Here is a 15,514-nt window from a genome sequence, read left to right as displayed (position 1 = left end):
TGAATAGGAAGTGTGGGGTGTGTGATTATGAATCATTGGCAAAAAGAGTGGCTGCTTCCTCCGCGGAAGCAGCCTTTCCAAGTATTATTTCCAGCCTGTTGATTTGGTAATCAACTTTCTGATTTCGTGTCTCTATACTCCGAAGTCAGAAAGAGATTCCATACTGGAAATTTGTGGGGGAGGAGAACAATCATTTCGTTCTTCTTGATGATACAAAGTTAGGACTGTTCACGTTGGTAGCCAATAGGGTAAACCCGCAGCTTTAGAAACCTAGGGTTTACCCCAGGTTTTTGAAAGGATTTTGTAATGGAATGGATAAGATTACGGCGGTCCCCTGTTGAGGAGCAGCCTGCCAAATGACCTGGCCCCCGAGGTAATCTACCCGCGAGCGAATATTGCCGAGGCCATTTCCTTCTTTAACTTTTTGGAGGTCAAAGCCTTGTCCGTCATCTTCTACATGTACGGAGAGCTGCTCGGGTTCATAAAAAATTTGCAGGGTGATCTGAGTGGCCTTGGCGTACTTGGCCGCATTGTTGAGCAGTTCTTGTACGATCCGATAAACCATGAGTGCAATTTCTTCACCGATCTGGGGTTCTTCCCCATAGCTATGAAAAATAACTTCCGTTTGTGGAAGCGCAGTTTGTACTTTTTTAACCAAATCACCCAGCGCAGAATTGAAGCCGTATTTGAGAGAAAAGGGCCGCAAATCATGAGAGATGCTGCGGGTTTCTAGACAGGCATCATCGATATTTTTGGCCAGTGGATTTAAGAATTGAGTCTGAATGGTCGCATCGTACTTGTCGCGTTGGCTTTCAATAAACAACTTGATACTCGATAAATTGGCGCCTAAACCATCGTGCAAATCTTTGGCTACCCGGTTGCGCTCTTTTTCCTGGCCTTCGATCAGGGATTTCATGGATTTTAGTTCCAAGGCACTGATCTTGCGTTGGTTGATGAGGTCTTTTTCCCGCATCCTCGACTTGAAGATCAAATAGGCAATGATTCCCGAGAGGACCAAGGCGACAAAAATGGAATAAAGAATGGCATTCCAATAGCGTTGCTTTTGTTCGGCGAGTTGTTGCTCCATCGTTATCACCCGGAGCTCATTGCTGGTGAATTCATTCCTGGTCAGCTGGGTTTCGCCGGAATTGTAAAAGCGATTGAAGGCAGCCGCGGTCTTTTTCCAATAGTTGATGGCTTCAGCCTGGTTGTTAAGGGCAGTGTAACATTCGGCCAGGTTTTGGCAAATGAGTTGCATCAGGTATTTGTTGTTGCGGATTTCGGCGATTAGTTCACTTTTGCGCAACAACACCACTGCCTCGGGGAGATTGTTTTTGAGTTTTTTGATTAAACCTTTGTGGAAAAAATTGAGCAACTCCAATTGGGTTTTGGGCTCGCTCATTTTCAGACTCATATCGATGTAGTTCTCCGCCTCGTCTAATTCTCGTTTTTGCAACAGATAGGAGGCATACAGGTTGTAGGCATAAGTGAGGTAACTTTTATCCTGTAGCTTTTTGCATTGTTCAATGGTGGTTTTTAAGGTTTGTACTACATCGGGAAAAATGCTGCCATTGGGGCCTTCGCGTAAGCTATCTTTGTTGATGGCAATGTTGAGCAGGTCCAGCTTGTAGCCAGCGATTTCACTGACATCACCTCTTTCCTGAAAATACCCCAGGGCCTCTCGGTAATAGTCCACTGCCCGGGTATACATGGCATCATCGATCGAAAACAGGTCAGCGATCCGTTTTTTTACCCGGTAATAGGATTCAAAGTCATCATTTTTGAAGTAATACTGCGAGCTGATGAAAAAATTATTGACCGTAGCTGTGCTGTAGAAATAGATGTTTTGGAAAAAAATGCCCTTCAACTCATAGGCAATACCCAAGCCCCTGGCATCATTATTTGCCTTGTAAATTTTGATTAAACTGTCGATTTGAGGAGGGGAGTAACGGTCTTTAAGATCAGGATATTGTTTTTGGGCCCAAGCTGCGCAAAAGAGCAGAGTGCAAAATAGAGAGGATAAAATTTTACGAAATAAATTCATATTCAATGGCTTCCTTAATCATGGAAGGAGTGTTTTGGGTGCCAAACTTGGTCAACAAACTACTCCGGTGAAACTCTACGGCCTTGATGGTTACGAAAAGTTTATCGGCAATTTGTTGGGTTGTCAGGCCTTCCGCTATCAACTCCAGAACCTCTTTTTCCCGACGGGTCAGATGGGGCCGCCCACCCATCGCCGGATTCTTTTTGGGTTTGTCTTCACTTTCCAGCAGCAACTGCATGAGGTTTTCATTGTAGTATTTTTTGCCGCTGTATACCGTGCGAATCGCTGCCAAGAGCTCGCTTTTGGTCGTATTTTTCAACAAGTAGGCCATCGCCCCTTTTTTGATCATTTTTTTCACCAAACTGGGTTCATCGTGCATCGTCAACGCGATTACCCTGGTGTTGGGGTATTTGCGCACGATTTGCTCGCATAAATTTAAACCACTTACATCGGGCAGCGAAATGTCGAGCAAAACCACGTCGATGTTATTGCTGTCCATAACTGTCCAAAAGGCTTCCGCATTGTGACATCGCGCCAGAATCTGAATGTCGTGCGCATCAGAAAATATGGACTCCAATCCTTCTGCAAATATTACATGGTCATCAACGATGGTCACTTTAATCATTTCAGGCTGGTATTTAATACAGGTAACTAAGCAGTTAAATCTAATGCACCTTGTTGCCAAGCTGTAATCCTGCCCTTTACTTAAACTCAAAAATACAAAAAAGGTTACACTAAAGCTGATCAAGAGTGTAAGATAGAGGTCATTTAATGATAGAAATTGCTGGACGCGAATGTCCGAATTCAGGATGAGGACTGTCCGAAAACGAACAGGTTTGATTGATTGTTTTGTATTTTACTCTGATAATCTGTTGCTTGTATATTTGGCATTGCCTTTGTCAAGATTGAGTTGGATTAAAATACCTGCGCCATGTTTAAAAATGTACTCCAAATCGCCCTACGTCGCCTCTGGCAACAAAAGTCTTTTAGCCTGATCAATGTATTGGGCTTGTCTTTGGGAATGGCTGCCTTTTTGGCCCTGGTGCAATACCTGCGCCATGAATGGAGCTACGACCAACAATCGCCCTATGCAGGCCAGATTTGGCGCGCATTTAACGAAACGATTGCCGATGGCACAGTCCTCACTCGCGATGCCAATACCCATTCAGCCTTGGGCCCAGCCTTAAAGCAGGACCTGCCAGAGGTATTGGATTATACTCGTTTGTACAACCGCAATGAAAATACCGTCACCTTCATCATGCCGGAGCGCCCCATCAAACTAGAAGGTGCCTGGATGGTTGATCCCGGTTTTTTACGCATGTTTCCGCAAAAGTTTGTACACGGCAACGCTCAAACCTGCCTAGCTGAGCCTTTTCAGGTTATTTTGACCCAGTCGGCAGCTCAAATCCTGTTTCCCGGGCAAAAAGCTATGGGTAAAGTACTGCAAGTGAATGGGGGGACATTTGAAGGCAAGTACACGGTGCAAGGAATAGTAGTGGACCCACCTCAAAATACCCACCTTAAATTCAATGTATTGTTCAGTATACAAACGCGTTATGCTGCCGGGTTTGAAGACAACTGGAGCGGCTACTGGGATTACAATTATTTCCAGTTGAGTGCTGCCGCCGATCCTGCCAAGGTAAAAACCCAATTGGACCGTTATTCGGATACTCACCTCAAGGCGGAAGGCATCCGGCTGAACATGCAGGCCTTAAAGGACATCCACCGTGGCTCCAACCTGATGTACGAAATTGAAGCAAATGTCGATCCCAGCAATTTACAAATGTTGTTGCTGATTGCCTTGTTCATTCTGGGGATTGCCTTCGTCAATTATGTCAACCTCAGCACTGCCCGTGCCATGGAGCGCGCCAAAGAGGTAAGCCTGCGCAAGGTGATCGGTGCCAAACGTTGGCAGTTGATTGCCCAATTTTTACTGGAAGGCTTTTTGATCAATGCGGCTGCCTTGTTGGTGGCGCTGGTCTTGCTGCATTATTTCGCTCCAGCCTTTGCCCGGTTGACAGGGCGGGATATTTTGCAAATTCCCGGGTACGATGGCCCTTTTATTGCTTTGTGTTTTGGGACATTATTGGCTGGTTTGGTGCTGGCAGGATTGTATCCGGCCTTCATCCTTTCTGCTTATGCGCCAGGCGAAGTGTTGCGCAGTCGCTGGATGGGCAATGGGCAGGGAGGGAATCTGCGGAAAGCCCTCGTCGTGGTTCAGTTTGCTTGTTCGGTTGGCTTGATTATCAGTGTGTTTGTGGTACAAGGGCAATTGCAGTTTATGCAAAAAGCAGATTTGGGTTTGTCCCTTGAACAGATTGTTTCCCTCAAAACACCTGCCTTCAATTGGCAGCAAGACTCTATTCAGCGCAACAAAATGGCGGTGTTGAAAAATGAAATTGAGCAGATACCCGGTGTGCGTGCGGTGGCAAGTTCGGAAATTGTGCCAGGACTGGGAATTTCCACCATTTCGGGTACGAGTAGCGGCATGTATTGGTTGAAAAAACCAAATGCAGTGGCCCAGTCTACCATTTATACCTTAGGTACTGACGCTGCTTTTTTTTCCACTTTTGATGTACAATTCCTGGCGGGCTCCTTTTTTCAAAGCCTGGACCGCCGCCATGCTTACGAGAACCTGGTCATCAATGAATCGGCCATGCGGGCCCTGGGTTTTCCCAATCCTCAGGCGGCTATTGGAGAACAAATCGCTTATCAGGGCAATACCGATGGTTTCCGCATGACTATCCGGGGGGTGGTGGCCGATTTCCACATTGAAAGCCTTAAGGAACCCGCCCGGCCCACGCTTTATCAGTGTTTACCTTCAGTGGACAATGGCTACCTGTCCCTCAAATTTGATGCTGCCCAAACGGCTAGCCTTTTGCCCGCGCTTAGTCAAGCCTGGAAAAAAGTTTTCCCGGAACACCACCTGGATTATTGGTTTCTTGATCAACAGTTTTTGCAGCAATACCAGTCGGAACAACGCCTGGCGGGAGTGTTCAGCCTATTTGCCGCACTGGCGGTAGGTATAGCTTGTTTGGGTTTGTTTGGTTTGGCGGCCTATCTGGTGGTACAACGGCGCAAAGAAATAGGGGTACGCAAAGTGCTCGGGGCTGGAGTAGGGCAAATTGTGGCCTTGCTCAGTGGTAGTTTTTTAAGGCTGATTTTTATCGCCATTTTGATCGGCTCGCCCATTGCCTGGTACGTGATGGAACATTGGTTGGAGGGTTTTGCCCAGCGCATTCCTTTTCAGTGGTACTTTGTGCCTTCAGCGGGTGCCTTGGTAATTGGGGTGGCGCTGCTGGCAGTAGGGGCGCAGAGTGTAAGGGCGGCGCTGGAGAATCCGGTGGATGCGTTGAGGGGGGAGTGAATTACTTGGGTTTTGTGGGTGTATTATGTAAAAGAAAAAGGATACATTTGTCAAAAAGACCTATATGCCCCTGAGTTGGAATGAAATAAAATCAAGAGCGATAACCTTTGCCAAAGAATGGGAAAAAGAAAGTAGCGAAGATGCCGAGGCCAAGTCATTTTGGGACAGCTTCTTCGATGTTTTCGGCATTTCACGGCGGCGCGTAGCGACTTTTGAAACGCCCGTTAAAAAAGCAGACGCAAAACAGGGCTTCATCGATTTGTTGTGGAAAGGGGTGATTTTGGTCGAACACAAATCACGAGGAAAAGACCTCGATAAAGCCGCTCAACAAGCAAAAGACTACTTCCCTGGCCTCAAAGAACACGAATTACCCAAATACATTCTCGTCTCCGATTTTCAACGATTTCGTCTTTATGACTTGGATACAGGCACTCAAAACGAGTTCGAACTGCGCGAATTGCCTGCTCAGGTTCACCTTTTTGGATTTATTGCGGGGTACCAAAAACGAATTTACAAAGAGGAGGACCCTGTAAACATTGAAGCTGCCGAGCGCATGGGGCGCTTGCACGACCGCCTAGAGGAGGCTGGATACAAAGGACATGCGCTAGAAGTATATTTGGTGCGTTTGCTTTTTTGCCTTTTTGCGGAGGATACTGGTATTTTTGAACGCACGCAGTTCCAGGATTTTGTCGACAACTATACCAAGCCAGATGGGAGCGACCTGGCTTTGCATCTAGCCAACTTGTTTCAGGTGCTCAATACGCCACCTGAAAAACGTCTGACAACTTTGGATGAAACCCTGACTTCATTCCCTTACGTCAACGGCAAACTTTTTGAAGAAATGCTGCCACTGGCGGCTTTTGATAGCAAAATGCGGGAAATGCTCCTGCATTGTTGTGCTTTGGATTGGAGTAAAATTTCACCTGCTATTTTTGGGAGTATGTTCCAGGCGGTGATGAACCCCAAGGAACGCCGCAACTTGGGAGCACATTATACCTCTGAAAAAAACATCCAAAAGGTCATCAAACCATTGTTTTTGGATGACCTATACGCCGAATTTGAAAAGGCCAAAAACAACCGCAACAAGCTCAACGAGCTCCACCGAAAAATAGCCAAACTTCGTTTTTTGGATCCAGCCTGTGGTTGCGGCAATTTTCTCATCATTTCCTACCGGGAGTTGCGTGAATTGGAGTTGCTGATCCTGCGTGAGTTGAACAAAACCGGGCAAGGCTTCCTCAATGTCCGCGACATTATGTTGGTCGACGTTGACCAGTTTGCGGGGATTGAGTACGATGAGTTCCCGGCGCGGGTAGCGGAAGTGGCCATGTGGCTGATGGATCACCAGATGAATTTGCGGGTATCGGAGGAGTTTGGGCAGTACTTCCTGCGCTTGCCGCTGAATAAGTCGGCGAAAATTGTACATGGGAATGCCTTGCGCATTGACTGGAGAGACCTATTGAAGGGTAGCTCTTATGATATTCGTGCTGAGAATGTGAACATAATTGAAGTCAGAGAACCAACTGCTGAGTATCAAACAGTGAATGTGTACACCAAAAAGGTCAACTTGTTTTCGGGCACTTCAATGACTACAGTAACTGGCAGTGAAGATGTATTTTTTGATTATATTTTGGGGAACCCACCTTTTATTGGACATCATTATCAAACGCCAGGACAAAAAGCGGATATGGCCTTCATATTTCGAAAAGTAAAAGGCTATGGGGTACTGGATTATGTTTCGGCTTGGTATTACAAAGCTGCTGATTTTATCCAAAACACATCAACCAAGGTTGGTTTTGTGTCGACCAATTCAATTTCACAAGGAGAACAAGTTGGGCTGCTTTGGATGTCTCTTTTAGTTGAGTTTAAAGTAAAAATTCATTTCGCTCATCGTACATTTCGTTGGAACAACGAAGCTAAAGGTAATGCTGCCGTACATTGTGTGATAATTGGGTTCGCCAATTATGATACTCCATACAAGGCATTATATGAGTATCAAAACAGTAAAGGAGAGCCGCATCAAATTTCCGTAAAACGTATCAACCCATATCTCGTAGAAGGGCCGGATATCGTTATACCAAACCGCTCAATTCCGTTGTGCAATGTACCTAAAATGGTGTGGGGTAATAAACCATCAGATGGAGGTTATCTGATTTTTACATCAAATGAGGAGAAAAATGATTTCCTTGCTAATGAACCCAATGCTTTGAAATACATTAGACCATTTTTAAGCGGGGGTGATTTCATCAATGGAAGAATGAGGTGGTGTTTGTGGCTTAAAGATGCTGACCCCAACGATTTACGAAATTTGAAAGAAATTATTAAGCGGTTAGAAAAAGTAAAAGAATTCAGATTGGCAAGTGTAGCATCGGCTACCCGAAATAAAGCGATAACCCCAACTTTATTTGCTCAAATAGCACAACCAAATTCTAATTACCTAGCAATTCCAGAAGTTTCCTCGGAGCGAAGAAAATATATACCAGTTGCATTTTTAGAGCCTGAAATTATTGCAAGCAATACTCTTCAAATCATTCCAAATGCTGATTCATTCTTGTTTGGTTTGTTGACTTCAGAAATGCACATGACTTGGGTAAGGTATGTTTGTGGTAGATTAAAAAGCGATTTTAGATACTCCAACTCTATCGTCTACAACAACTACCCCTTTCCCCTAAATCCCACCGAATCCCAAAAGAAAAAAGTCGAAGAAGCAGCCCAACTTGTATTGGACACCCGTGCCAAATACCCAAACAGCAGCCTGGCGGACTTATACGATCCCATCACGATGCCGCCCGATCTAGTCAAAGCCCATCAGGCTTTGGATAAGGCGGTGGATTTGTGCTATCGGGCGCAGGCTTTTGGGACGGAGTTGAGCAGAATAGAATTTTTGTTTGGGTTGTATGAACAGTATACGGCACCGATGTTTGGAGGAGAGTCGAAGAAAAAATCGAAAAAAAATTAAATCATATGCTATGTTTTTCAAAATTACAAATCAGCAAAAGTTAACGCATAAGCAATTGCTTAAAACAAAGCGGCATCTTAATGCAGCTAAAGTGGCTATTAGAAATGCATACTTAGAGGAAGCGCTCAAAGAGTTACAACACTTGAATGACGCTTCATTTGAAGAGCAAATTTCAATGCTTTTGATACGTTTGAACAAACACGATCAAGAAAATCGTTTAGGTACATTGACGAATGAAGAAAATATTATTGGCTTCAATCGTATTTCCCGTGATATTTTGGGCTTGATAAAAACCATCGAACAAGGGAATAATGAGCTTAGTAAGGCACACCGAGAATTGAGAGACTATTTATTGGAAAGATATGGAAACAGGTTAGAACAAAAATTAGCCTCACATCAACCTGTAAACCTGCGGCGTTTCGTCTCTAGTGAGGGGACTAGTGATTTAATTGCTTCAACTTTTGTGCCGTTTAATCACTTAGAAATCAGAGATGAAATAGGTGAAACTTTTCAGGATGCGCATGGGCGTTTGTTGATCATCGGGCAGCCAGGTGCTGGAAAAATCACACTTTTGCTACAGTTAGCTCAACGCTTGATGGAATTAGAAGAGGATGCTCTCCCTCTCATATTGAATTTAGCTACTTGGGAAAGCTCCTACACAAAATTAGAAACTTGGTTAGAAGAAATTGTTACTGCTGAATTAAGCATTAACATGGCCAGCGCGAAAAGGATTGTCAATCAAACAGGGTTAATCTTATTATTGGATGGCTTAGATGAATTGAAAGAGATAGAAGCTATGTCTTCCTGTTTGGCGGCAATTGCAGAATATGGCGCAGTAGCAGGACGGCGGTTTGTAATTACCTCCCGCATTGAAGAATACAAACAAGCTCAAGAAGATGCCAGGGTAAATTTGCAAATAGAAGTAGGGCCTTTGTCAAGTGAGCAACTAGAAAAAGAATTGGAAAGAATGAGTTATACAGAACCTGAAGCAAGACCTTTGTTTTTAGCAATCCAGAACAATCCAGCATTAAAGGAAATAGTGAAAATCCCTTTTTATTTCAACACATTGCAACTTCTTTTTGCTGGAAAAATCCCAACTTTCAGATCTAATGATGTAACTGGCATTCATTCTGAAATAATGACAATATTCACTGATTATCAATTGGCTAAAATCTCAGAATTGTATTCAGTTGAAGAAAGCCAACGCTGGTTAGCATTTCTGGCAAATAGAAGTAACCAGCATAAAAAAGTAGACTTCGAGTTAAAAGATCTGCAATACGATTGGTGGTTTTCTTGGATGTGGATGACAAGAGGAGTAGCGTATTTTTGTTTCGGAGTAGTTTTGGGCTTGGATTTTGGCCTGGTTTTCGGCGTTTTATTTATGGTGTTTTTAACATTGATTTTGGTGATAACTAGTGAAGCTAATTTTAACGGATTAGGAATAATGCTAGCTTTAGGTCCCATAGTGGGTTTAATCATTGGGTTAGTTTCAGGAATAGTTATTTGGCTAATGTTGACCCTTAGTAGTAAATCGATACCGAAAATTGATACAATTGAGATTGTACATCGCTCATTTAGGGTGTATTGGCACTACCTCAAGAGCTTCTTTATTGTCTTAATCTTGACAATAGCTGCTACACTTATTTTTGTTTTGTTATTTTCATCTATTCTACCTCAGATGATAGGTTTAGCTGCTGATACCCTTACAACGCTGTTGTATATTGCATTGTTCTTTGGTGTGGTAATTGGACTTATTTATTGGCGTTTTTTTGGCCTTGAAAGTTTAAGTAAAAAAGAATCTTCTGAGTTCATTAAAATTAGCAAACCATACCAGCGATTCTATGCTTCGATGAAAGCCTTACATTTTTCAATTTTAAGACATTGGCACCTTAGGCTACTGCTCTTTTGGAAAGGAGCACTACCACTAAAACTTGTTGATTTCTTGAATGAAATGGTGACTAGTAAGCTTATGGAGTCCGACGGTGCTACCTGGCGCTTTCGCCACCGCATCATTCAAGACTATTTTGCCGACCTTTGGATTGAACCAACACCCAAAAACAAAAAAGGCCGACTACAAAGCGTGTCGGCCCCAAAAAACACCTAAAACCCTATTAACTAACCTATAAACTTTTCGTTGATAAGTGCAGCAAGCTTAGCAACTTACTGATACCTTATAAACTATATTTTCAAGCAAAAAGTTTCGCATTTTGCTTTTTTCTGCGTCACAAGGGCGACAGAAATCAACTTTGATGAATGTATCGTTTTGAACAGAACCCAAGGGAAAAAGTTCATCACAATCTGCCTTGAATATATGCATTTTATTCTAACAAGACAATATCTAGAGTAAAAAAGTTGGCGGAAACGGTATTTTTTTTCAATAGTTATGAGTGATGAATGATAAGTGATGAACTGGCAACAGCGTCGCTTTGGAAAAATTCATCACTTATCATTCATCATTTATAACTAAGTTAACCAATCGTGATCTGGCGAGACTTTGGCAGCGCCTCTTCTTTCTTAGGCAGCGCCAAAACCAGCACACCATTGTCATAACGCGCCTCGATGGCTTCAGCGTCTACAGTTTTGGGTAAAGTGAAATTGCGTTGGAAGCTCGTGTAAGCAAACTCACGCACTTTTACTTTTTCACCTTCCACAGTAGTGCTTTCTTTTTTGGCGGAAATGCTCAGGGTGTCCTTTTCAACTTTGATGTCGAAATCTTCCTTGTTCAAACCTGGAGCGGCCAATTCGATGCGGAAATTGGTTTCCGTTTCCACGATGTTCACAGCTGGGCGGTTTTCAACCCAGTCGCGGAAAGGACCAAAAGATACTTCTGGGCCAAAGAAACGATTGATCAATTGGTCGAAGGATTTGTCGACGAATACAGATGGAATTTGTGGTTTAACAGCTACAACTTTCATGGTAGTTGGATTTTTTGTTTTTAAATGTTTTCTGCTTTCTGGTAAGCAAAGCACATTCCAATGCCATAAGAGTGTACAAATTGGCAAGAAATAAAATAAAGGGTGCCATTTTGGCTGAAAGATAAAAAACAAAATGCCATTTTGGCATATAAAAGAAATCAAGCCCCTACATGCCCCAGGATTTCGTCGATGTAATTCCGATGATTGGCCAAACGAGGCACCTTATGTTGGCCTCCCATTTTGCCTTTGGCGCGCAACCAATTGTGAAAAGTACCTTTGGGAACCACTTTAATGCTCAGCGGAAGCATAGCCATATTGCGGTAACGCTTGGCTTCGTAATCTGAGTTGATGTGTTGAAGTTTAAGGTCCAGCAATTGGGCGAAGGCCGTCAAATCAAGAGGCTCTTTTACGAATTCAATGATCCATTGGTGGCCGCCTCGTGCAGACCCTTCAAAATATACGGGAGCTACGGTGTACTCCTGGACCTCGGCACCAGTGAGCAGACAGGCTTCGGCCAGGGCTTTATCGGTATTATCTACCATTACTTCTTCTCCAAAGGCATTGACGAATTGTTTGGTGCGGCCACTCACCTTAATTCGGTAGGGATTCACGGACGTAAAAATAACGGTATCACCTGGCAGGTAACGCCAAAGCCCAGAATTGGTGCTGATGACCAAGGCGTAATTTTTTCCCACTTCTACTTCCGTCAAAGAGATGGCCTGTGGATTGTTTTTTTCCCACTCACTCATGGGGATGAATTCATAATAAATACCATTGTTGAGCAACAGCAACATACCTTCTTCGCCTAAAGTATCTTGAACAGCAAAGAAACCCTCCGAGGCATTGTAAATTTCCTGATAGTCGACGGTGGGGGAGGGGAAGAAACTTTGGAACTGTTGACGGTAGGGGGTGAAACTGACTCCACCATGAGTGTAAACCTGGAACTTTGGCCATACCTCCAGCATATTGCTTTTGCCGGTAAGCTCCAAAATGCGACGAAAAAGCACCACGGTCCAGGTCGGCACCCCACCAATCATCACCACATTGGATGTCCGGGCCCCTTCAAGGGCCAGTTTTTCCAGTTTTTCTTCCCAATTGGGTAAGAGTGCTGTTTCAAAATCGGGGATAAAAAAAGGCCGGGCCACCCAGGGCATGTGCTGGATCATGATGGCACTTACATCACCTACTATAGTTGATGGATGGGACTCAAAACGACTGAGGCTGCCTCCCATCAGCATACTTTTATCCGCAAACTGGGTAGCCTGGGGGCGATTGTGGTAGTACAAACTCATGGTATCCCAGGAGCCCCGAATATGGCATTTGTAAAGATTCTGTGGAGAAACCGGGATGAACTTACTTTTATCGTTGGTGGTGCCCGATGATTTGGAAAACCAGTTGACTCGCCCTGGCCACAACACATCGCGTTCGCCCAGCATCATTCGATTGATGAAGGGTTTGAGGTCCTCATAATCCGTTAGGGCAGTAGCCTGACGAAAATCTTCAGCAGTATGCACGTCTTGGAAAAAATGCGATTTGCCCCACTCGGTATCCGCCGCAAAAAGCAAAAGCTCTTGTAGTTGCGCTTGCTGGATCCGGTGGGGTTTGTCCATGTAGCTCCGAATTAAACGGTAGCGATAATGGTGCAGGCGGTTGAAAAAAGCATTCACAAGTCTCCGCATAGTGATCAAGGTACGCATAATTTGTAGAAATGGGAAAAAAAGTTGCGGAAGGTTGAGGGAACCACACCCGGTCACTGAGCGGAGTCGAAGTGCAGGGTGTGGTAACCTCAACCTTCCGCAACTTTCTCAACCTTTTTCCTTAACTTAGCGCAAAATCTTGCGCCAATGCCGAGCAATCCCTTTGATGTTTTTTTTGAGCCGCCGGGTGGAACGGGCGAAAAAAAAGACCAGCAAGTGGAACGGAAAGAAATTTATCCTCCAATCGAGGACGATACGATTTTTCCAGAAGGTGGAAAGGAATCGCTGGATGAGATTTTGGAAAAAAACCGGGAATTTGAGCGGCTTGCCACTGGCTTTTCTAAATTATTGAGTCAAACCCGTGCAGTGGACCATGAGCCAGTGGCTTTTGCGGGCAATACCTTGGTGCAATACCTCGTCGATATCCACGACCCACACGATCAAGGCAGTATGCGTGGTGAAAAGGCCTACCACCAAATTTTGGAGAACAAGTTTCGAGCGATCATTGGGCCGATGATTGAATTGGCACGTTTGCACTGCGATGTAGCCAATCAGTTCAATCAGGACATTGATGAACATTATTACTCGGTAGAAAAAACCGACCGGGAAATCAAATCAGATCGAGCGATTGCAATGGAAGGTTTACTCTTTCAGCGCAAGTTATTGGGGAATGCGGCCCGGGATTTAAGCATTCTCGGCAAAGCAATGGAAGTTTGTGAAGCCCGCCTCAAAAAATACATCGATGCAGGGGGCGACAACAATATCTCCGGCGCGGAACAGGCTCTGATTGCCAAAAACCGGGAATACCTGAGCTCAGGAATAGAGCATCATTTTGACTACGCGCTTTTTAACCTCAATCTGCTAGACGAAGCAGCCCTTACTTTTCGTTTGTTTACCAAACAAACCTTCTCCCAATACTTGCAACGCCTGGAATCGGCGTTCAGGAATAGCCCTAAATAAGGGATGATAGTTTCTCAAACCCAAAAACCATGAAGCACTTCCTTTTATTCTGTCTACTACTCCTGATAGGCACAGCTTGTAGCAAGCTCAATAACCTTGAAGACTGGGAAGCCTCCAATTTTCAGCCGGAGTTGGCTTTCCCAATAGTCAATTCCAGTACTACTTTACAAGAAATCCTGAGTAGTGTGGAAGACCTTTCCTCCATTGTAGTTGACCCCGGTGGTGAAATCCGGTTTCGGTACATTGGAGACATTATCACCCGGACCAGTGATGAAATTTTTGGAACCCTGACCAGTGCACTTCCTCCTCTGGTGCCAGTACTTAGCAAAAAAATGCCCCTGCCATTTAATTTACCCAATGGAGTCAAAATTGATCGGGTAGATTTAAAACGGGGAGACTTTTCTTATTACGTCGAAAATCCCAATGCAGAGCCCATTTCCATCAAGCTGACCATGCCTCAGTTGCTCAAAGATGGCAAACCATTTACCTTTAGCACCGATATTGCGGGTTACAGTGGCTCTGGTGCCCGCCCTTCGGCAAGCAATCAATTGGATCCAGCGTCTTTAATCGGATACACTTTTATACCCCAAAACGATACGGTTTATATTGAGTATGAGGCTAAAACACCAGCTGGAGCCTCAGTCAATGCCGGATTATTTTTGGTGCGCATTACCAATTTACAGTTTTCTTACGCCGAAGGTTTTTTTGGCAGCCTCCTGTATGAGGGTGGACGGGATACCGTAAAGATTGATTTTTTTCAAAATTACATCAAAGGTGACATCTATTTTGCGGACCCTAAGGTGTCTTTTTTTCTGGAAAATGCCTTTGGAATACCTTCCCGTTCAATCGTCCGCGACTTCAAGGTGTTTACCGTAGATGGCCGCCAATTGGGGCTTGAAAGTGTTTTCCTACGCAATGGAATCGATTTCCCTTATCCCAGAATCAATGAAGTAGGACAGGCCAAACGTGACACCTTTACTTTTGATAAAACCAATTCTAACCTGGATGTACTGTTTGGTTCGGGGCCAACTGCTGTCGCTTATGATGTCGACGCCTTTACCAATCCAGAGGGGAATACCGGCCAGAAGGGTTTTATTACGGACAAAAGTTTTTACCGTGTACAAGTGGAAGTGGAACTCCCTTTGTATGGAAGTGTATCCAATTTTATAGCACAAGACTTATACGACATCGATCTGGAACAATACAAAAAGATCAAAGAATTGGAATTCAAGTTGGTGGCAGACAATGAAATGCCCCTGGATATTGCCATACAGGGCTACTTTTTGAGCAGCAGTGGGCAGGTGTTGGATTCCCTGTTTCAGGGAGCAGCCCAGATTATTCCTGGAGCAAAAACCAATGCATTAGGCATCAGTACTACCCCTGGCAACCTAACAACTACCGTAAAATTTGAGGAAATTCGATTTGCACGGATTCGTACAAGCAAGAAACTCCGCTTGCAGGCTTATATCTCTACGCAAAACAGCAACCCTGGTAAGTCGGTAAGGGTGCTGGCCAATCAAAAGGTAAACATTAAGGTAGGAGCAAAAGCGACTTTCCAATAATTTCAGATTTCAG

At 44.2% G+C, this 15,514-nt stretch carries 9 protein-coding genes; 5 read left to right on the top strand and 4 right to left on the bottom strand.

Translation table 11 applies throughout. The annotated features are described in order from the left end of the window. Positions 1-277 precede the first annotated feature (277 nt). Positions 278-2,044, bottom strand: a complete 1,767-nt coding sequence (locus SFV55_RS02700) for a sensor histidine kinase (RefSeq protein ID WP_320027914.1) — start codon at positions 2,042-2,044, stop codon at positions 278-280. Continuing rightward, complete coding sequence (locus tag SFV55_RS02695) at positions 2,028-2,669, bottom strand: response regulator transcription factor (RefSeq protein WP_320027913.1); 642 nt, start codon at positions 2,667-2,669, stop codon at positions 2,028-2,030. Before SFV55_RS02695 ends, SFV55_RS02700 begins: the two co-directional genes overlap by 17 nt. A 306-nt stretch (positions 2,670-2,975) precedes the next feature. Here SFV55_RS02695 and SFV55_RS02690 point away from each other — a divergent pair, with 306 nt between their 5' ends. From SFV55_RS02690 to SFV55_RS02680, 3 genes are all read left to right on the top strand, one after another. Next, entirely contained in the window at positions 2,976-5,411 is a 2,436-nt protein-coding gene (locus tag SFV55_RS02690; RefSeq protein ID WP_320027912.1) for an ABC transporter permease, read from the top strand. 64 nt (positions 5,412-5,475) lie between these two features. Beyond that, a complete protein-coding gene (locus SFV55_RS02685) occupies positions 5,476-8,367 on the top strand; it encodes a class I SAM-dependent DNA methyltransferase (protein ID WP_320027911.1) in 2,892 nt (963 codons plus the stop codon). 10 nt (positions 8,368-8,377) lie between these two features. After that, complete coding sequence (locus SFV55_RS02680) at positions 8,378-10,471, top strand: NACHT domain-containing protein (RefSeq protein ID WP_320027910.1); 2,094 nt, start codon at positions 8,378-8,380, stop codon at positions 10,469-10,471. A 364-nt stretch (positions 10,472-10,835) separates the two neighbouring features. On the opposite strand, the gene SFV55_RS02675 is transcribed toward SFV55_RS02680, so the two are convergent. Together SFV55_RS02675 and SFV55_RS02670 are read right to left on the bottom strand one after the other, a co-directional pair. Further along, on the bottom strand, positions 10,836-11,282 hold the full coding sequence (locus SFV55_RS02675; protein ID WP_320027909.1) for an Hsp20/alpha crystallin family protein: 447 nt from the start codon (positions 11,280-11,282) through the stop codon (positions 10,836-10,838). Positions 11,283-11,440: 158 nt separating this feature from the next. After that, on the bottom strand, positions 11,441-12,979 hold the full coding sequence (locus tag SFV55_RS02670; protein ID WP_320027908.1) for a GH3 auxin-responsive promoter family protein: 1,539 nt from the start codon (positions 12,977-12,979) through the stop codon (positions 11,441-11,443). Positions 12,980-13,126: 147 nt separating this feature from the next. Here SFV55_RS02670 and SFV55_RS02665 point away from each other — a divergent pair, with 147 nt between their 5' ends. Both SFV55_RS02665 and SFV55_RS02660 read left to right on the top strand, forming a co-directional pair. Then, positions 13,127-13,939: a hypothetical protein gene (locus SFV55_RS02665; RefSeq protein WP_320027907.1), complete on the top strand. Its 813-nt coding sequence runs from the start codon at positions 13,127-13,129 to the stop codon at positions 13,937-13,939. Between the two features lie 29 nt (positions 13,940-13,968). Then, on the top strand, positions 13,969-15,501 hold the full coding sequence (locus SFV55_RS02660) for a hypothetical protein (RefSeq protein WP_320027906.1): 1,533 nt from the start codon (positions 13,969-13,971) through the stop codon (positions 15,499-15,501). Positions 15,502-15,514: the final 13 nt, after the last annotated feature.

It is taken from the genome of Haliscomenobacter sp., assembly GCF_033763495.1.
GTDB lineage: Bacteria > Bacteroidota > Bacteroidia > Chitinophagales > Saprospiraceae > Haliscomenobacter.
The sequence above is the reverse complement of the archived record's forward strand: the minus strand, read 5'-3'. Positions and strand labels throughout refer to the sequence as shown.

Excerpts from the sequence above, each read along its gene's own strand:
- SFV55_RS02675 (WP_320027909.1), bottom strand. The coding sequence starts at position 11,282 with ATGAAAGTTGTAGCTGTTAAACCACAAATTCCATCTGTATTCGTCGAC.
- SFV55_RS02660 (WP_320027906.1), top strand. The coding sequence starts at position 13,969 with ATGAAGCACTTCCTTTTATTCTGTCTACTACTCCTGATAGGCACAGCT.
- SFV55_RS02685 (WP_320027911.1), top strand. The coding sequence starts at position 5,476 with ATGCCCCTGAGTTGGAATGAAATAAAATCAAGAGCGATAACCTTTGCC.
- SFV55_RS02665 (WP_320027907.1), top strand. The coding sequence starts at position 13,127 with ATGCCGAGCAATCCCTTTGATGTTTTTTTTGAGCCGCCGGGTGGAACG.
- SFV55_RS02690 (WP_320027912.1), top strand. The coding sequence starts at position 2,976 with ATGTTTAAAAATGTACTCCAAATCGCCCTACGTCGCCTCTGGCAACAA.
- SFV55_RS02700 (WP_320027914.1), bottom strand. The coding sequence starts at position 2,044 with ATGAATTTATTTCGTAAAATTTTATCCTCTCTATTTTGCACTCTGCTC.
- SFV55_RS02670 (WP_320027908.1), bottom strand. The coding sequence starts at position 12,979 with ATGCGTACCTTGATCACTATGCGGAGACTTGTGAATGCTTTTTTCAAC.
- SFV55_RS02680 (WP_320027910.1), top strand. The coding sequence starts at position 8,378 with ATGTTTTTCAAAATTACAAATCAGCAAAAGTTAACGCATAAGCAATTG.
- SFV55_RS02695 (WP_320027913.1), bottom strand. The coding sequence starts at position 2,669 with ATGATTAAAGTGACCATCGTTGATGACCATGTAATATTTGCAGAAGGA.